The organism is Nitrosospira sp. Nsp2 (genome assembly GCF_003050965.1).
Classification (GTDB): domain Bacteria; phylum Pseudomonadota; class Gammaproteobacteria; order Burkholderiales; family Nitrosomonadaceae; genus Nitrosospira.
In genome coordinates, this window is sequence record NZ_QAOU01000003.1 from 219,641 (window position 1) to 236,685 (window position 17,045).

General features: G+C 53.4%; 14 protein-coding genes. 6 read left to right on the forward strand and 8 right to left on the reverse strand.

Annotation, left to right across the window (positions count from 1 at the left end; translation table 11 throughout):
- Positions 1-26: 26 nt before the first annotated feature.
- From C8R31_RS08660 to def, 5 genes are all read right to left on the reverse strand, one after another.
- The gene (locus C8R31_RS08660) at positions 27-2,195 is read right to left on the reverse strand and encodes an ATP-binding protein (RefSeq protein WP_107693680.1); all 2,169 of its coding nucleotides are present in this window, start codon (positions 2,193-2,195) and stop codon (positions 27-29) included.
- A gap of 175 nt (positions 2,196-2,370) precedes the next feature.
- Positions 2,371-3,096 (reverse strand): DUF4390 domain-containing protein, encoded by a 726-nt coding sequence (locus C8R31_RS08665; RefSeq protein ID WP_107693681.1) that lies wholly within the window; start codon positions 3,094-3,096, stop codon positions 2,371-2,373.
- On the reverse strand, positions 3,074-4,351 hold the full coding sequence (gene rsmB, locus C8R31_RS08670) for a 16S rRNA (cytosine(967)-C(5))-methyltransferase RsmB (protein ID WP_107693880.1): 1,278 nt from the start codon (positions 4,349-4,351) through the stop codon (positions 3,074-3,076). Before rsmB ends, C8R31_RS08665 begins: the two co-directional genes overlap by 23 nt.
- Positions 4,348-5,283 (reverse strand): methionyl-tRNA formyltransferase, encoded by a 936-nt coding sequence (gene fmt / locus C8R31_RS08675; RefSeq protein WP_107693682.1) that lies wholly within the window; start codon positions 5,281-5,283, stop codon positions 4,348-4,350. The genes rsmB and fmt overlap by 4 nt, the downstream gene beginning before the upstream one ends.
- A 108-nt stretch (positions 5,284-5,391) precedes the next feature.
- Positions 5,392-5,889: a peptide deformylase gene (def, locus tag C8R31_RS08680; RefSeq protein WP_107693683.1), complete on the reverse strand. Its 498-nt coding sequence runs from the start codon at positions 5,887-5,889 to the stop codon at positions 5,392-5,394.
- A 413-nt stretch (positions 5,890-6,302) separates the two neighbouring features.
- Here def and dprA point away from each other — a divergent pair, with 413 nt between their 5' ends.
- Together dprA and C8R31_RS08690 are read left to right on the forward strand one after the other, a co-directional pair.
- A complete protein-coding gene (gene dprA, locus C8R31_RS08685) occupies positions 6,303-7,388 on the forward strand; it encodes a DNA-processing protein DprA (protein WP_107693684.1) in 1,086 nt (361 codons plus the stop codon).
- A 237-nt stretch (positions 7,389-7,625) separates the two neighbouring features.
- Positions 7,626-10,172: a DNA topoisomerase III gene (locus C8R31_RS08690; RefSeq protein WP_107693685.1), complete on the forward strand. Its 2,547-nt coding sequence runs from the start codon at positions 7,626-7,628 to the stop codon at positions 10,170-10,172.
- 38 nt (positions 10,173-10,210) lie between these two features.
- On the opposite strand, the gene C8R31_RS08695 is transcribed toward C8R31_RS08690, so the two are convergent.
- From C8R31_RS08695 to C8R31_RS08705, 3 genes are all read right to left on the reverse strand, one after another.
- Positions 10,211-10,513: an acyl carrier protein gene (locus tag C8R31_RS08695; protein WP_107693686.1), complete on the reverse strand. Its 303-nt coding sequence runs from the start codon at positions 10,511-10,513 to the stop codon at positions 10,211-10,213.
- A gap of 15 nt (positions 10,514-10,528) precedes the next feature.
- Positions 10,529-11,749, reverse strand: coding sequence for a beta-ketoacyl-ACP synthase II (gene fabF, locus C8R31_RS08700; RefSeq protein ID WP_107693687.1), 1,221 nt, complete (start codon positions 11,747-11,749; stop codon positions 10,529-10,531).
- Positions 11,750-12,065: 316 nt separating this feature from the next.
- Positions 12,066-12,320 (reverse strand): hypothetical protein, encoded by a 255-nt coding sequence (locus tag C8R31_RS08705; protein WP_107693688.1) that lies wholly within the window; start codon positions 12,318-12,320, stop codon positions 12,066-12,068.
- Positions 12,321-12,783: 463 nt separating this feature from the next.
- Here C8R31_RS08705 and C8R31_RS08710 point away from each other — a divergent pair, with 463 nt between their 5' ends.
- The 4 genes from C8R31_RS08710 to lptG all read left to right on the forward strand — a co-directional run bounded on the left by C8R31_RS08710 (position 12,784) and on the right by lptG (position 16,997).
- On the forward strand, positions 12,784-13,938 hold the full coding sequence (locus C8R31_RS08710; RefSeq protein WP_107693689.1) for an N-acetyltransferase: 1,155 nt from the start codon (positions 12,784-12,786) through the stop codon (positions 13,936-13,938).
- A gap of 39 nt (positions 13,939-13,977) precedes the next feature.
- On the forward strand, positions 13,978-14,793 hold the full coding sequence (locus C8R31_RS08715) for a nucleotidyltransferase family protein (RefSeq protein WP_107693690.1): 816 nt from the start codon (positions 13,978-13,980) through the stop codon (positions 14,791-14,793).
- A 66-nt stretch (positions 14,794-14,859) separates the two neighbouring features.
- On the forward strand, positions 14,860-15,936 hold the full coding sequence (lptF, locus tag C8R31_RS08720) for an LPS export ABC transporter permease LptF (protein ID WP_107693691.1): 1,077 nt from the start codon (positions 14,860-14,862) through the stop codon (positions 15,934-15,936).
- Complete coding sequence (gene lptG, locus C8R31_RS08725; protein ID WP_107693692.1) at positions 15,933-16,997, forward strand: LPS export ABC transporter permease LptG; 1,065 nt, start codon at positions 15,933-15,935, stop codon at positions 16,995-16,997. The genes lptF and lptG overlap by 4 nt, the downstream gene beginning before the upstream one ends.
- The last annotated feature ends 48 nt before the right edge of the window (positions 16,998-17,045 follow it).

The following is a 17,045-nucleotide window of genomic DNA, read 5'->3' on the forward strand; positions in this document are numbered from 1 at the left end:
TTGTTTGATGTTAGGGCCAGGGAAAGTCATTTGGCTTCCCGGTAGGCCGTCACACCCTCACTCATCAAAACCGGGAGGGTAATTGCGATCCGTGCGCCGCGGGGTCGGATATTTTCAATTTTTATCGTACCACTATGTTCTTCAACTATTTTCTTGACGATAGGCAGACCCAGACCGGTGCCTTTTGTTTTCGTCGTTACATAGGGCTCGAACACTCGCGCTTTCACTTGTTCAGGGAAGCCTCCTCCGTTGTCACTTACGCTGAACCGCACCCCTTCCGGTACGATCTCCGTTCGTACCATGATTGCTGGATCAAGTGTGCCTGCAAGCGTATCCAGCGCATTCTGCAAGAGATTGTGGATAACTTGCCGCAAACGCGCGGAGTCTCCTCTTACCGCCGGTAAATCTGAAGCCAGTGCCAGGTCGATATGCGGTTGTGGAACGTCGGACACGACTGCGCTGGAGGCCTCGTACAGCGCAAGCACTTCCCGCACCAAAGCGTTGAGATCCAGTAAATGAAATTCCAGTTCCGGCGCGCGGGCGTACTCGCTGAACTCATTCACCATCTTTTTAAGGGCTTCAACCTGGTTAACAATTGTGTCAGTAGATCGCTTCAGGATTTGCGCATCCTCCTTGCTGAGCCTCCCCGCGAGCTTGTGCTGCACGCGTTCGGCGGAGAGTTGTATCGGAGTCAGAGGGTTTTTGATTTCGTGCGCCAGGCGTCGCGCGACCTCTCCCCACGCGGCAATGCGCTGAGCCTGTAACAAGTTGGTGACATCGTCGAAGACGACGACGCCACCCCCCCCCGAAACCTGGGGCAGACGGGTCCCCCGCAACAGCAAGACTTGGTGGACGCCGTCTCGTGGGCGTTCTACCTGGCATTGCCATTCCTCCCTATTTTCAGAGCGGAATCCTTCAAGAATCCCCGTGATGAACGATATCAGTCGAGGTTGGCGCGCTGCGCACTCGGCGATAGTCAGACCCTTCAGGCCGGACAAGGACACATTCAGGATTTGTTCGGCGCTTAAATTCGCGGTGCGCATGCGCAGGCCTTTATCAAATACCAGCACTCCGGACGAAAGGTTGGCCAATATGTTTTCCAGGTAAGCTCTCGCACTTTCCACCTCCTGTTGGTTGCGCTGTGCAGTCATGCGGGCTTCTTCCAACTGCTGAGTCATAAGATTGAATGATTCGGTCAACACGCCCAATTCATCCCGGCTTCGCACTGGATGGCGTCTGCTGAAGTCGCCCTGGGCAACTGCTCGGGTGCCTTCAGCCAGCATACCCAGAGGCGCGCTTAGACGCTCGCTGATAAGAAATGCTGCGGCCAAAGCGGAGAAGAGGGAGAGCAGCAGCGCGAGCGTGAGTGTCACCCCATAAAGGCTTTTCAATCCTTCCCGCGATAGGAGCAATTCCTGGTAATCGCGATACGCAGCCTGCACGATCTCTGCATCTTCGGCCAGCGGTTCAGGTACCTGTTGGAGCAGTTGCAGGACATGGGCATTTTCCGTCGGGCCCCGCGGATCGATTAACGCGAGAACCCTTAAATACAAACCCTTGTCAGGAATCGACTCAACCGAGCTGTGTAATTTTTCCATTTGAACTTCACGCATGGTTTCCATGCTTAATGCTTCTGGAACACGCCCGGAACTGTTCTCATCCGTGGAAGCCAGCACGCTCCCATCCTGGTTGAACAGCGTTGCTTCCTGTACCTGTGATTGTTCGAGGAGTTTATTGAGCGCCGGCACTAGCGGATCGGAGGCGGATAGCGTCACGGCCGCAGCCCCGGCCATGTAACGCAATTCCTCCAAACGGTTGTCGAGGATTTTGCGTCCCAGATTCAGGCCACCTTCCAGCGCCCGGTCGACCTTGACATCGAACCAGGATTCGATACTTTTCCCTAGAAATTGTACCGATACGGCATATACCAGCGCACCCGGAAGAACGGCCATTAGTGAAAAGATCAGCAGCAGGCGCAGCGCCAGTCTCGAACCGAATACGCCCGCATTCAGCCTGCGTCTGAGTCTCCATAACAAATACCCTACTACGCCCATCAGAAACAGCACGAAGCCGACATTAAGCCGGATCAGAAGCCTGTATTTGCGTTCGAACAGATCGGTATCAGCTCCTGCACTAGCCAGTAGAAAAAGCATGACTGCACCCAGTCCGGCGCTGATAATGATGACGTATTTCACGGTTGGCTACTGTCTCGACCTAAGCGGAAGCGCTGGAAAAGCGCGTGTACGCGACGCAGCGTTACATAACGGGACCAGTGCGAGGCGAGAAACGGCGGTTTCCCTGCGCTTAGTGCGTGAAAAAGCAAGCAGCCAGCGAAACCTGCCCGTTTAAGGTTACGGTAAAACCGACCGCTCAAAGGGTGGCACTCCCGGATAGCGCAACCAGCACGGGTGCGAGCGCCGCGACGTGTTTCGTATATCGTTCGAATATCCCGATTTTATGAGTAGCGCTCTCTACGGTCGATTTCTGGGATTCCTTAGGCGATGGCAGTCTCGTACTCCACCGTATCATGCCGGTACTCAAGTCCCACTCTCTTGATCCCAGCGTTTCCACTTGAAACGGTTTGGGCAGCGCCGATATATCCAGACGCATGCGCATTTCCACGGTGTATTCCATGTCGGGCCTGAGCCCGTTACTTGGAATGATTGGACGGTTGCGTACACGGCCGAGCGCTTGCAGGGCTTCCTTGAGGGTACCGAAGTTCTGCGAAAACGTTCCTCTGCTCAAGCGGTATTGACGGGTTAGCGCGTAGTAGCTCAACCCTTCCCGCACCCTGCTTTGGGCGACTCTCTCGTCCAGCCAATACCAACGTGCACTTACCAGGTTGAGTTCAGTCACAAAATACAGCACGATGCCCTTCTCAAGTGCGTGTTCCAATTTGTGATTGAGCGTAATCTCGAAATCGGCGTCGAACTGATATCCTTCTTCGGCAGCTTCCACCGTCACCAACTTCACCTGTATGCCGCCTTCCGCATGAGCTATGCCCGCCGGCAGCAGCGCTAGGGTCAGCAGCACGACCAACGCCACGCGCAGCTGCCGAAAGACATGAAAGGCGTCAGACTTTAAGCACCAGAGCATAAAAGAAACCGTCGTGATGGGAATCGGGCAGTAGTTGCCCGTCAGTTATTTCAGCCCGGGAAAGGGGCAGCGTCCGTGCATCCGCATGGCGGCGCAAAAACTCTTCCACTTGCAGCCCGTTTTCCTCGGTAAATACCGAACAGGTGACGTAGAGTAATTTACCACCCCTGCTCAGCATCGGCCACAGCGCCTCGAGGATTTCCCGTTGCTTTGCGGCAAACTGCGAAAGGTCGCTTTCGCGCCTTAGCCATTTGATATCCGGATGACGACGCGTAACTCCCGAAGCAGAGCAAGGAACATCAGCCAGAATGCGGTCGAATTGATTTCCATCCCACCACTGCGCAGGTTGCGAGGCATCGCCATGAATTACTCGATGGGCTTTCAATCCCAATCGAGAGAAATTGCGCGTCACGCGAGCCAATCTGTTGTTATCACTGTCGAGCACAGTTAAGTCGACTTCAGCCAACTCCAACAAGTGCGCGCTTTTGCCGCCGGGAGCGGCGCAAGCATCCAGCACCCGGTCGTTGTCAGATACCTCCAATAATTTGGCCGCCAGTTGCGCACCCGCATCCTGGACCGACACTAAGCCCTCGCCAAAACCAGGTAGCTTTTCCACCGGCACTGGCTGCTCGAGTTCGAGCGCATCTTCGCCCGCTAGCCGCGCACTCATATTACTCTGGCTGAGACGTTCTAGATATTCCGCAACTGTAGTCTTTCGCCGGTTGATTCTCAATGTCATAGACGGGCGAAGGTTGCTCGCCTCCAGTACCGCCTGATAACGCTCCGGATATTGGATGCGAAGCTTATCGATCCACCATTGGGGATGAGAATAGCGTCCTACCTCGCTCTCGCTTGATTCCTGCAAGAGTGTCGAATGCTGGCGGAGGAAATTGCGCAGTACCGCATTGACCAATCCCTGAAGACCCGTGCTACCGTGTGCCCCTTGAGAAGCGGATACTGCGTTGTCCACAACCGCATGCGGGGCAGCCTTGCTGTATTCCAGTTGGTATAAGGCGACTAGCAATAAATAGACGGTGTCCTTGTTCTTCAGCGGCTTTTTCAGCAACAAGCCGAGTATTGCGTGAAGTTGACCATAAAAGCGCAGCACGCCGTAGCTCAGATCTTGAATTGCGCCCCGTTGCTGCTCGGTCAGGTCGGCGTGTTTGTGCCAGAGGTCCTGCAACACCGCCGTCAAACTTGCCCCCGCCAATACTCTACCCACCGTCGCAGCAGCGAGACGCTGAGTTTTAATCATTTGCGGCATTCAAAGCGATCGCCGGGTCGTAGCGGATGCCCCAAGAGAAACTCCCCCGCGCTCATCTTTTTCCCGCCCGCTTTTTGCACGACCTCTAGTACAAGTGTACCCGCGCCACATGCAACCGCTATTCCATCACGTCCTGTCGCAACAATTTCTCCCGGCGCACCCCCCGCATCGACGCCGACGCTCGCTTGCCATATTTTGAGGGGGACCCCGGATATCCAGGCGTAAGCGCCGGGACGAGGGTTAAACGCCTGCACCGCACGGTGAGCCGCTTGCGCGCTATCCCCCCAGTTTATTTCTGCCTCGTCTTTTTCCAGCTTCGGGGCATAAGTTGCGGCATCCTCATCCTGAGGAAGCCCCGTCAGCGTTCCCTGCCGCAAATTCGTTAATGCTTCGGCAATGCACTGCGCGCCTAACAACGCAAGTTTGTCATGCAGGGTTTGGGCAGTATCGTCCGGGGCGATCGGAACAGCCCGCTGCAACAAAATCGCGCCAGTATCCAGACCCTGGTCCATTTGCATTATTGTTATTCCAGTTTCCCGATCTCCTGCCAATAGCGCTCGCTGGATAGGCGCAGCACCACGCCATCTCGGCAGCAACGAAGCATGAATATTGAGGCAGCCGAGCCGTGGGATGCGCAAGACGGGGGAAGGCAGAATGAGGCCATAAGCTGCGACAACCATGATATCCGCGTCGGCAGCTTGGAGTTGCGCGTGGAGCTCGGGTTGCTTGAGTGTGGCGGGCTGCAGCAGTGTAAGCCGGTGTTGTAGCGCCAGCAATTTGATCGGACTGGCGACGGGCTTCATGCCTCGTCCGGAAGGACGGTCGGGCTGAGTCAGCACCAACGTAATTTCATATCCGGCGACTATCAGCGCTTCGAGCGCAACAGCGGCAAAGGGCGGCGTGCCCGCGAAAATGATCTTCATGGGGAAGTATAACGGGATACCACGGGCAGTGCCGCAACGGCTTCGCTTATCGACCCCTTTGCTTTGATTAGTCCGCGTTTGCTGGAAACAAAAAAACCCGGTGTCACATCACTTTCGCCGCTGTTTTTTGAATCTGGCCTGAATTCGTGTTTGCTTTAACCGCGACCAGTACTCAACGAATACTTTTCCCAGCAAGTGGTCCATTTCATGCTGGATACACACTGCAAGCAAGCCCTCCGCCTCAAGCGCGAAAGGCTCCCCGTTTCGGTCCAACGCCTCAACCGTGATCCGTTCCGAACGCGGTACCTTGCCATATACTCCCGGCACCGACAGGCAACCTTCTTCATAGTCAGACTCACCGCTACGGGAGGTAATTCGGGGATTGATCAATACCAGTAATTGGTCGTGTGTTTCGGAGATGTCGATGACGATGAGGCGAAAGTGCATGTCAACCTGAGTTGCCGCAAGACCAATCCCGGGTGCAGCATACATGGTCTCAGCCATATCGCGCACTAGGGCGCGAACTTCATCCGTCACTTCATGTACTGGGGCTGCTACCGTGTGAAGTCGCTCATCCGGATATTGCAATATTTTTAGGAGAGCCATAAAAAGGGCTTGAATACTAAATGATCTAAATGCAGAATTTAACCACTGCAATATTGACCCTAAACACGATATGGATGATAGGGTGTTTTTGAAGTTCAAGCTAAAGCCAATTATATCCTGATTTGAGGAGGAAGCTCGTTTTTAAGCCTACGCGGAGCCGGAGCTTAACTGGGCCCAGTGTGTTAATTGAGTCGGTTTTCCTGGCAGGGTTCCTGCCGTGTTTTCGACCGTGCTTATTACCGGCAGTCCGGCGTTTTGTTCCCCAAAAGGCACCAAGTGTCGTGGCTCGCGTGTCGCGTCAAAGATATTTCCTCCGGGGCGCGACAGCCGTATACCTCGTGTCATCATTTATACGTTTTATTTTTTGCGGCCGCTGTCGCGCCCAGGCAGGATTTATTCAGAGGTTCCCTTAAATGAATTTGCAACAGGATATGGAGTCCTGGATTGCTCTATGCCTGATTGATGGTCTGGGTGATGAGTCAATACGTCGGTTACTCGTTGGATTTGGAAGTCCCGCCCAAATTTTTTCCGCCAGTACTTCCGCCCTGGAGCGATTGGTTAAAAAGAAGGTCGCGCACAGCATTGTCCAGGGAGCCGACCGAAACAAAATCGATGCCACGCTCAAATGGCTGGAGGATTCCCAAAATTCGATTATTACCCTTGCTGATACGGATTTTCCATCCCTGCTGCTCAACATTTCGGATCCGCCGCCGCTCCTCTATCTGAAGGGTAAGCGCGAACTGTTGAATTCGCAGATGCTCGCCATTGTCGGAAGTCGCAATGCGACACCGCAAGGTCTTGGAAACGCCGAAGCTTTTGCCAAAGCCACAAGTGACGCCGGGCTCTGCATTGTGAGCGGGATGGCACTCGGCATCGACACTGCGGCTCATCGGGGCGGTTTGCGAGGCAGCGCTTCAAGCATTGCCGTGGTAGGGACAGGGCTGGATCTCGTCTATCCCGCAAGTAACCGGAAACTTGCTCATGAGTTAGCTGAACAGGGGGCGCTTATTTCCGAGTTCCCGTTAGGCACACCTGCGATCGCGAGCAATTTTCCGCGCCGCAACCGCATTATCAGCGGCATGAGTCGAGGCTGTCTGGTGGTCGAGGCTGCGCTGCAGAGTGGGTCGCTCATTACAGCAAAGCAGGCATTGGAACAGGGACGTGAGGTATTTGCCGTCCCGGGTTCCATCCATTCGCCTCTTGCGAAGGGCTGTCACTCGCTCATCAAGCAGGGAGCGAAACTCGTCGAAAGCGCGGAGGACATTCTGGATGAATTGGGCTATCGGTCAGCGCGACCCGGTGCCGCCAATGATACTGACGAACCGGGAAAAGAAAAATCACTGCTGTTAACGCACCTCGGCCATGAGATCATTGATATCGACACCCTGTCCAACCGGAGCGGCTTGACCGTAGAAACCGTGTCCGCGATGCTATTGACGTTCGAATTGGACGGCATAGTGGCAAGCTTGCCGGGCGGTTGCTATCAAAGGCTTGCGTAGATCTGTTGATGAACACTCCATGCCTGCCTCATGAATATAAGCTGAACGAACGGGAAGGCGCCGCGATCAGTTGCCCAGCAGTTTTAGGAACGTCCACTGTCAGCGGGAGGGGATTTATGATTCCCTTAACTTGCCTAGCATTCGATAATTTCTGTTATCGTAAAGCTGACAGTGACCAGTTATTCACTCCCTTATACAACTCGCTGCCGTTAATCTGCAGACGTTCACGGAAGTTTCATGGGTAAAACCTTAATTATCGCCGAGAAGCCTTCTGTCGCTGTCGATATTGCGCGTGTCCTCGGCGGGTTCGCCAAGCATGCCGACTATTTCGAGAGCGATCAATACGTGCTGTCTTCAGCTGTCGGCCATCTGCTTGAGCTTGTCGTACCCGAACAATACGAGGTCAAACGGGGGAAGTGGAGTTTTGCCAATCTGCCCATAATTCCGCCGCATTTCGATCTCAATCCCATCGAAAAAACCGAGTCCCGCTTGAAGCTCTTAACCAAACTCATTAAGCGCAAGGATGTAGAGTCCCTTATTAATGCTTGTGACGCGGGAAGGGAAGGTGAACTTATTTTTCACTACATCAGACGTCACGTGGGGACCAACAAACCGGTGAAGCGACTTTGGCTCCAATCGATGACACCGGCCTCGATTAGGGAGGGCTTTAACAAGTTGCTCGATGACGATGCGGTGCGGCCTCTGGCAGAAGCAGCGGTAAGCCGCTCCGAGGCGGACTGGCTGGTAGGAATAAACGGCACTCGCGCCATGACCGCCTTTAATTCTCAGGAAGGAGGGTTTCATAAAACGCCGGTGGGCCGGGTGCAGACGCCGACGCTAGCGATCCTGATTGAACGTGAAGACACCATCAAGAAATTCATTCCCCGCGATTACTGGGAAGTTCATGGCAAGTTTGCCGCGAGTTCGGGGCAATATGACGGCCGCTGGTTCGACGAGAATTTCGCAAAAAATAAAACGGATAGTGAGCAAAAGGCTGAAAGATTCTGGGATCAGAAAGAAGCGGAGGCCGTTCGCAGCAAATGCCAGGGCAAGCCGGGCGTTGTCAAGGAAGAAAGTAAGCCTGCTACTGAAATCTGTCCGCTGCTGTACGACCTTACCAGTTTGCAGCGTGACGCCAACGGGCGCTTTGGTTTTTCCGCCAAGACGACGCTTGGGTTAGCCCAGGCGTTATATGAAAAGCATAAGGTGCTAACGTATCCGCGTACTGACTCGCGTGCCCTCCCCGAAGACTACCTTGACACTGTCAAGGAGACCTTGAGCTCACTAGCAAAAAGCCGTTACGGTATTTTCGCCAAGCAGGTCCTCAAGGAGGACTGGGTTAAGCCAAACAAGCGCATATTCAATAATGCAAAAATTTCCGACCATTTCGCAATCATCCCGACTTCGCTAGAGCCTAAGGCCCTGAGCGAAACTGAAGCGAAGCTTTACGATCTCGTGACCAAGCGTTTTTTGGCTATTTTTTTCCCCGCTGCCGAATTTCTTGTTACGACCCGCATCACTCGTGTCGAGAACGAGCCATTCAAAACCGAAGGCAAGGTGATGGTCAATCCCGGTTGGCAGGTCGTGTATGGCCGTGAGGTGCAGGCTCGAGGCACAGAGGATGAATCCGCGTTGATTAAGCTAAACCCGGACGAGCGGGTCTTGGCTGAAGAGATCAAGGTTATTTCCAGCCAGACTCGCCCTCCGGCCAGGTTTAATGAAGCCACGCTTCTGTCCGCCATGGAGAGCGCGGGAAAGTTAGTGGAGGATGAAGATCTGCGGGAAGCGATGAGTGCAAAAGGGCTAGGCACCCCCGCTACGCGTGCGTCGATTATCGAAGGATTGGTGGCGGAAAATTACCTCCAGCGTGAAGGTCGGGAACTGCGTCCCACTGCCAAGGCATTTTCGCTGATTACCTTATTGCGCGGCCTGAAGGTGCCTGAACTTACCTCGCCAGAACTGACAGGCGATTGGGAGTTCAAGCTGCGCCAGATCGAGCAGGGTAAACTTCAGCGCAACAAGTTCATGGAAGAGATCGCTGGCATGACGGGGCACATTGTAGAGCAGGCAAAAACTCACCGTGGCGAAACGATCAGCGGCGACTTTTCCACACTAAAGTCTCCTTGTCCCAAGTGCGGTGGCGTGATACAGGAAACCTATAAGAAGTACCAATGCCAGAAATGCGATTTTGCCCTCTGGAAAATCCTTGCTGGGCGGCAATTTGAAACAGCGGAAATGGACCAGTTGATTACCCAACGCGAAGTCGGCCCATTGCAGGGGTTTCGCAGCAAAATGGGACGGCTGTTCAACGCCAATATCAAGCTTACCGACGAGTTGGAAATGAAATTCGATTTTGGCACTGATAGCGCCGAGGATGCCGAAGCAATTGATTTTTCGGGGCAGGAACCGTTGGGGACATGCCCGCGCTGCGGCGGTCGGGTATTTGATCATGGAATGAGTTACGCCTGCGAGAAGGCCATCGGCTCAGTCCGTACGTGCGACTTTAAAATTGGGAAGATTATTCTCGCCCGCCCTCTCGAACGCGAACAGGCGGCCAAACTATTGCGGACGGGAAAAACTGATTTGCTCCAAAAGTTTATTTCAAAGAAGGGCAGGCCATTTTCCGCTTATCTGGTTATAGGTTCGGACGGCAAGGTAGGCTTCGAGTTTGAGCCGAGAGAATCAAAGACAAAAACAGCCGCGGCATCCGCTGAGAACAAGTCAGTAAAACCAAAAACAAAGAGTGCTTCGTCGAAAAAGGTGGTGTCTGGTAAAACCAAATAGAACGATAAAAAACATTGGCTTGTTTGAGCTTATGCTTTTTATTTACCTTCTTGATCAAACGCTGTTCCTGAGGCGTCCTGTCCTTCTTGCGACGGCTCGGGCGCCTGGTGTTTTTCGATGTAGGCGATAATATCTCCGACGGTAGTAAAGCCTTTAGCTTCTTCACTGTCAAAATTGATGCTGAAATTATCTTCCGCATCAAACAAAAGCTGAATCGTGTCCATGGAATCAAGCCCGAGTTCGTCAAATTTTGACGCCCTATTTATTGTGGAAACATCCAGGTTTTCAACTTTTGTAGCGATGAACTGTATGACCTTCGCTTCAATGTCCGCTGTGTCCATATCTAATCTCTTCCTTCAATCGAGCGTTGTGAAAACGATGCTTGCATTATTTCCCCCAAATCCGAAAGCGTTACAGAGGCCAGTTCGCGGATTTTTCTGCTGCGCCCGGTTGGGCGTGTAGTCAAGATCGCATTCCGGATCGGCCTCATCCAGGTTGATGGTTGGATGTACTGTGCCAGTATGTAGGGCCATGATTGTGGCGATGCTGCCAATGGCCGCCGATGCGCCGATGGAATGTCCAAGCAGGGATTTTGTCGCACTAATTGCGATATCCTTGGCTCGATCGCCAAAGAGGCTCTTGATGGCGCGGGTTTCCACAATATCGCCCAACGGGGTTGAAGTTGCATGGGCATTGATGTGTTCCACTGAATCTTTCGTAATGCCCGCATCCTGGATGGCGGCTTCCATCGCGGCTACCTGGCCGCTCTGGTCCGGCATGACGATGTGCGCAGCGTCGCATGTTTGTCCATAGCCCGCGAGGCAGGCATATATTTTTGCCCCTCGACGCATCGCCTGTTCTTCTTTCTCCAGTATGAGTATGCCCGCGCCTTCCGACATGACGAACCCATCACGGCCTTTAGCGAATGGCCGTGATGCTCGCGCCGGATCCGTATTGAAGCCGGTTGTTAACGCATGCAATATTTCGAAGCCATTCATTGTTAGCGGCAATACACACGCTTCCGCACCACCGGCAATCACCGCATCCGCTCGCCCCGCCCGCAAGAGATCGAGCGCCATGCCGATTGCATTGGCCCCGGAAGAGCACGCCGTGCTGCAAGTCAGATTTACCCCTTTCAGCCCATGTTTGATTGCGATCCACGCCGCGGCTGAGTTCGCCATGGTTCGAGGCACCGTAAACGGGGGTACGGGTTGGTTTCGAAACTTGCGGAGCGCGGAAGACTCAAACGTGGCAAAACCGCCCATCCCCGAGCCGATGCTAACGGCCAGACGTGGCGGCGAATAGGCGTCAAGCCCACCCGCATCTTCGAACGCGAGTTTGGCGGCCAGCAAGGCAAGATGGGTGAATCTATCCGTTTGCTCTATATACTTAGCCGACAGGAAGGTTTTAGGGTCGAATCCTTGCACTTCTCCCGCCACTTGCGACCGCAGACTGGACGCATCGAAGCTGGTGACCGGGCGGATCCCACTGACACCGTTGATCGCAGCTGTCCAAAACTGGTCAGTGCCAATGCCAATTGGGGAAACAATCCCCATTCCCGTCACGACTATTCGCATATACAACTGTAGTCAATCATATAGATAGACAAAGCCTCTCTATGGGCAAAGAAAATAAGTTTAAAATTTTACAGTATGCGGCAGATCCTGATGCGCACTTCCACGCCGTTTGTTGATGGGAAATGGGGTTGAAAAAAGAACATCCATGTCTCACGTCCAGCGGTGAAAGGTGCGTGGCGAGATATCTCTGTCCCCCAATTATTTCTCCAACGTTGCGTTCTGATCCCGTATCGACCGGTCTCGCAACGGCAATGGCAACGGCTGCGGTTCCGTTTTTTATATCTCGTACCCGATAATTCAACCTATCTTAACGCTTTCACTTTGCATTAAAAATCATCGGGAAAAGATACCTCAGGACGCCGCCCATGATCCAGATAATCAGTATTAAGCTGGATACCACGGCTACTCCTTCCAAAATCGCCGAGAAAAGCGTTGAGCCGAGACTATCGAATTCCTGGTGTCCTTCATCGTTACGCCGCCGTTTGCGGCGGTTTCTCACCCAGATCTGCAGCCCGACGACGGCCGGAATGAGGGCGAGAGAAATTAGAAGATTGTATTCGGAAGTATCCATTGATTAATCAACCTTTGCGTGATGACGATCGCTGCTCGACAGTGAGACCGCTTTCAGCCGGAAGTGACACAGGTAAGTTGGCTATTCATGAAATCGGGAAACTACGGCAGCGTTGATGTTTTACTCATGGAGCGACAAATTGGTGAAATCTTGCTCGGGAGTGGAAAGCGGCGATTATAATATCACACGCCGCCGACATGTCATCGAGTTAACGCGCCTTCACCCATCCTGGACCTCATCCAAGTTGTGCAGTTCTGGAGGACGAGCAGCATAGCCGTAGCTGTCTTTGCGGGACGATTACCATTTTCATTGAATCGACGCGTACGAGCAAGGTTTCGCACTGGAGACCGTAGCGAGACTGTAGCGTCTTCCGACTGTTCGATGTTTTCCTGAAAGTTAAGTATGTTTGCTGTTGAACCAAACACTTTTAAGATCGATCTGATTGGGGACGGCCCGTTTCGTTATGAATGAAAAATCTGTCCGCCCTGCCCCACTCGACATTACGGTACGTCCAGTTGCAAACCGCCGCGAGATGGGCGTTTTTATAGATATACCCTGGCGTATCTATGCTGATGACCCAATGTGGGTGCCGCCCTTACGCCTGGAGCGGCGTCTGCATTTTTCGAAATTCAACCCGTTTTTCAAGCATGGAGAATGGCAGGCTTGGGTCGCATATCAGAACAAGGAGCCAGTGGGGCGAATCAGTGCCCAAATTGATCAACTGCACCGGCAACGCTATGGAGGGGATACCGGCCATTTCGGTTTGCTGGAATGCATAAACGACGTAAATGTATTCGCCGCGCTGATGCATACCGCCGAGGCCTGGCTAGTTGCCCGGGGCACCCGCCATATTAGCGGCCCGTTCAATTTGTCCATCAATCAGGAGTGCGGCGTTCTGGTAGAGGGTTTCGATACCCCCCCAATGGTAATGATGCCTCATTCACGCAGGTGGTATGCAGCGTTACTGGAAGGACTCGAGTATCGCCCATTGAAGGATATGCTTGCCTATTGGGTTGCGGTAGATTTCAAGGTCCCCCGATTGATGACTTCGCTGGTCGAGAAATTTAAGGATCATGCGCGCTTGAGGCCTCTGCGGCGCGACAAGTTTAGCGAAGAAATGGAAGTGCTGCGTGATATATTCAACGACGCGTGGTCGGAGAACTGGGGCTTTGTCCCTTTTACCAAAGAAGAGTTTGCCGAGCTTGGCGCCAGTCTGCGTTTGCTGGTTCCCGACGATTGTATCCAAATTGCCGAGGTGGACGGCGTTCCATCGGCATTTATGGTGGCATTGCCAAACCTTAACGAAATTTTCGCCGAGCTTAACGGAAGTCTGTTTCCTTTTGGCTGGGTCAGGCTGCTCCGGATAAAATCCAGAGGAGGAGTTCGTACTGGCCGAATACCCCTGATGGGGGTACGCAAGCAGTTTCACAATACTCCGCTGGGCATGGCACTGGCCTTTATGGTAATCGACGCTCCCAAGGAGTTGGGACGTGCCATGGCAGTTGAGGCGGTAGAATTGTCCTGGATACTTGAGGATAACAAACCCATGCGTGCAATTCTGGCTAGCTTAGGCTGCAGGCAATATAAGCGTTACCGGATTTACGGAAAAACGCTGTGATCGACTGAGCGGTTCAATGCAAGGAGTTAACGTTAGCCAATGAACACAAGGAGTGAGTTTATTGCTGTGGTGCTGGCGGCTGACCGCACAGCCGACGACCCAATCGCACGTAAGACGGGTGCGGCCTGCAAAGCAATTGCGCCCGTGGGCGGGACGCCCATGATCATTCGGGTATTAGATGCATTGGAAGCGAGTGGAATGGTGAAGACTATTGTTGTTTGCGGTCCGCCGGCGGAGATAATTCCTAAATGTCCGGAACTGGAGGACCGCATCCGCTCCGGACGAGCCATATGGCTGCCGAATCTGGATTCGCCCAGTCGCAGCGCCAATAGCGCTCTCTCACAGATTGATCAGCAGGCTCCTGTATTGCTGACGACAGCCGACCATGCATTATTGACGCCTGCCATTGTGCAGTATTTCCTGACCAAATCTCGGGCGGCGGGCAGTGACGCGGCTGTGGGCGTAGTCAGGTACGAAGATGTGGCCGCGGCATTTCCTGGCTCGAAGCGAACGGTAATCAAGTTGAGGGACGGAGGCCTTTGCGGTTGCAACCTTTACGCATTTCTTAATCCTCGTGGCCGCGGGCTAGTCTCGTTCTGGCAGCGAGCGGAAGCTCTCCGAAAACGCCCTTGGCAACTGATCGCACAGACGTTTGGCCCCGTGGCTGTCCTCTTGTATTTGCTGGGACTTTTGTCGATCAATAAGGGGCTTGCCACAGTAACAGCCAGAACCGGCATCAAAGTGCAGCCGGTGTTTTTGCCTTATCCACAAGCCGGTGTGGACGTCGATAAGATTGAGGATCTGCTGCTCGTGGAATCCGCGTTGGTGGAAGCACGCTCCGCTACGCGGGGGTAAACAGATTCACCACTCCATTACCGCATCCCTAAGGCCATCCCATCAAGCCTTGATGGGGGATAATCCGTGAAAATAATAGACCGATATATCACCCGCGAATTGCTAATACCCTTCACCGTGGTGGCGGTTATTCTCGCGGCACTGTTTTCAAGTTTCAGCAGCGCCCGTTTTTTGGCAAGCGCGGCGTCCGAATCGCTTGGCCTCGCCGCCATGCTCAAGTTCATACTGTTGAAAACAGTGATTGCTCTCGAAGTACTGATGCCGATCTCGCTATACGTCGCGGTAGTCATGGGGCTGGGTAGGTTATATAGAGACCAGGAGATTAGTGTGCTGCGTTCGGCCGGGGTCAGCGAGAACCGCGCGCTTTTTGCGGTCCTCATTGTTGCCATTCCGGTTGGGATCGCAAGCGGAGTGCTTTCCATTTTCGTCCGCCCCTGGGCATATGAAGAAAGCTACATGCTGAATGCGCAGGCAGAGGCGGAGTTAAACATAGATCGATTTCAGGCTGGGCGCTTTTATGGCAGCGAGGGCAAGGGTAGAGTCGTTTTTGTGCAATCCAAGGACGATTCCGGGAAACAGATGCAAAACGTATTTCATTACATCCACAAGCCGGATAGCAGCGAGATCATTCTTGCAAAAGAAGCCCACCAGCAGGAGCTCAGACCTGGCGAGCGCCCGCAAATACATTTAGGCGAAGGGTTTATTTACAAGCTCATGCATTCAGGGGCAAAGGATACGGTGGTCCAATTTGAAAAATTGGTTTATTACACCGACAGCGGGAATGTGCTGGACTATAAGCGCAAGGCGGCTCCTACGGCGGCGTTAATGAAATCCGATCAGCCGCGCGATATTGCCGAATTCCAATGGCGACTGTCGCGCCCCATCGCTACGATCCTGCTGGCGCTTATTGCCGTACCATTCAGTCGCGTCCCGCCTCGCCAGGAAAAAGGCGAAAAAAATTACTATGCCGCAGCTATCGTTTTTGCGATCTACTATATCCTGAACGGATTGGCCCAAACATGGGTCGAGCAAGGCACAATCGGGAAGATGCCGGGTGTTTGGTGGCTCTACGTTCTAATGGCCCTGGCCGCTTTTGCCATGCTCGCGCCGGATTTCCGGCAGAAAATCTTTGCACGCAGATGAGCGTAATTAACCGGTACCTGGCCGTCCAAGTCCTCATTGGTCTGGGAATTGCCGTAGTGGTACTATTGCCGCTCTTCGGTTTTCTCGATTTGCTGGATCAGCTTGACGATGTCGGAAAAGGGACTTATCGGGTTCAGGATGCGTTCCTGCACACAGCCTTGCTTCTGCCACGAAGGTTTATTCAGCTAGCCCCGTTTATTGCTTTGTTAGGCAATGTCATCGCGTTAGGGCGGCTCGCTGTCGGGTCGGAATTGACAGCTTTACGGGTGGCCGGGGTATCCCCCATTGGTATCAGTCTGGCGCCGCTCACGGTGGGATTGATCCTTCTATTATTTATCGCAGTGCTGGATCAGTTTGTCGCGCCGCAGCTCCAACAAAAGGCTATCTCATCCAGGGCCGTGGCGCTTGAGAAGAGTGCTGCGCTAGGTAAAAATCTCGGTATATGGACCCGGGACGAGCGCAACATATTGCGTATAGGTGAGATGTTGCACTCTGGAAGAGCGGCAGATATCGAGATCATGCATTTTGACGACAACGGATTTCTGCTGACTTACACGCACGCTAAATACGCCGACTTCAACGGTGGCGATTTGTGGGATCTGCAGGATGCCACCACCAAGACATTTACCGGAAATCGGATAGAATCCGAGAACGCAAAATCGATCAAATGGAGATCATTCCTGAATCCGGACGATATCTCCACGTTGACCAAATCACCGGAAAGCCTTTCCCCGGTCGAGTTATTTCTACATGTTCGTTTCTTGCGCGCCACCGGTCAAGAGGCGGATGCCTATGCGTTGGCTTTGTGGCGGAAGGCGGGCGGAGGACTAACGACCATCGCAATGCTGTTGTTTTCAATACCCTTTGTTTTCGGATCGGTAAGGGCGGGTTTAGGCAGCAGGCTGGTGTTGGCCGCCATGCTGGGCATCGGCGTATACTTGTTCGACCAGATTATCGCGAATGCCGGCCTATTGCTTCATATAAACCCGGCACTCACCGCGCTTTCCCCTGGGCTGGTGTTAACAGCGGTGGCAGTACTGTGGTTGCGACGAATTTTCTAGTGAGATACCACCGGCTCCCGCGGCAGGACCTTCATCGTTTTCGATGAG

Bases quoted from the DNA above. Each gene is read 5' to 3' on its own strand.
- C8R31_RS08665 (WP_107693681.1), bottom strand. From the start codon at position 3,096: ATGCTCTGGTGCTTAAAGTCTGACGCCTTTCATGTCTTTCGGCAGCTG.
- rsmB (WP_107693880.1), bottom strand. From the start codon at position 4,351: ATGATTAAAACTCAGCGTCTCGCTGCTGCGACGGTGGGTAGAGTATTG.
- fmt (WP_107693682.1), bottom strand. From the start codon at position 5,283: ATGAAGATCATTTTCGCGGGCACGCCGCCCTTTGCCGCTGTTGCGCTC.
- def (WP_107693683.1), bottom strand. From the start codon at position 5,889: ATGGCTCTCCTAAAAATATTGCAATATCCGGATGAGCGACTTCACACG.
- dprA (WP_107693684.1), top strand. From the start codon at position 6,303: ATGAATTTGCAACAGGATATGGAGTCCTGGATTGCTCTATGCCTGATT.
- C8R31_RS08690 (WP_107693685.1), top strand. From the start codon at position 7,626: ATGGGTAAAACCTTAATTATCGCCGAGAAGCCTTCTGTCGCTGTCGAT.
- C8R31_RS08695 (WP_107693686.1), bottom strand. From the start codon at position 10,513: ATGGACACAGCGGACATTGAAGCGAAGGTCATACAGTTCATCGCTACA.
- fabF (WP_107693687.1), bottom strand. From the start codon at position 11,749: ATGCGAATAGTCGTGACGGGAATGGGGATTGTTTCCCCAATTGGCATT.
- C8R31_RS08705 (WP_107693688.1), bottom strand. From the start codon at position 12,320: ATGGATACTTCCGAATACAATCTTCTAATTTCTCTCGCCCTCATTCCG.
- C8R31_RS08710 (WP_107693689.1), top strand. From the start codon at position 12,784: ATGAATGAAAAATCTGTCCGCCCTGCCCCACTCGACATTACGGTACGT.
- C8R31_RS08715 (WP_107693690.1), top strand. From the start codon at position 13,978: ATGAACACAAGGAGTGAGTTTATTGCTGTGGTGCTGGCGGCTGACCGC.
- lptG (WP_107693692.1), top strand. From the start codon at position 15,933: ATGAGCGTAATTAACCGGTACCTGGCCGTCCAAGTCCTCATTGGTCTG.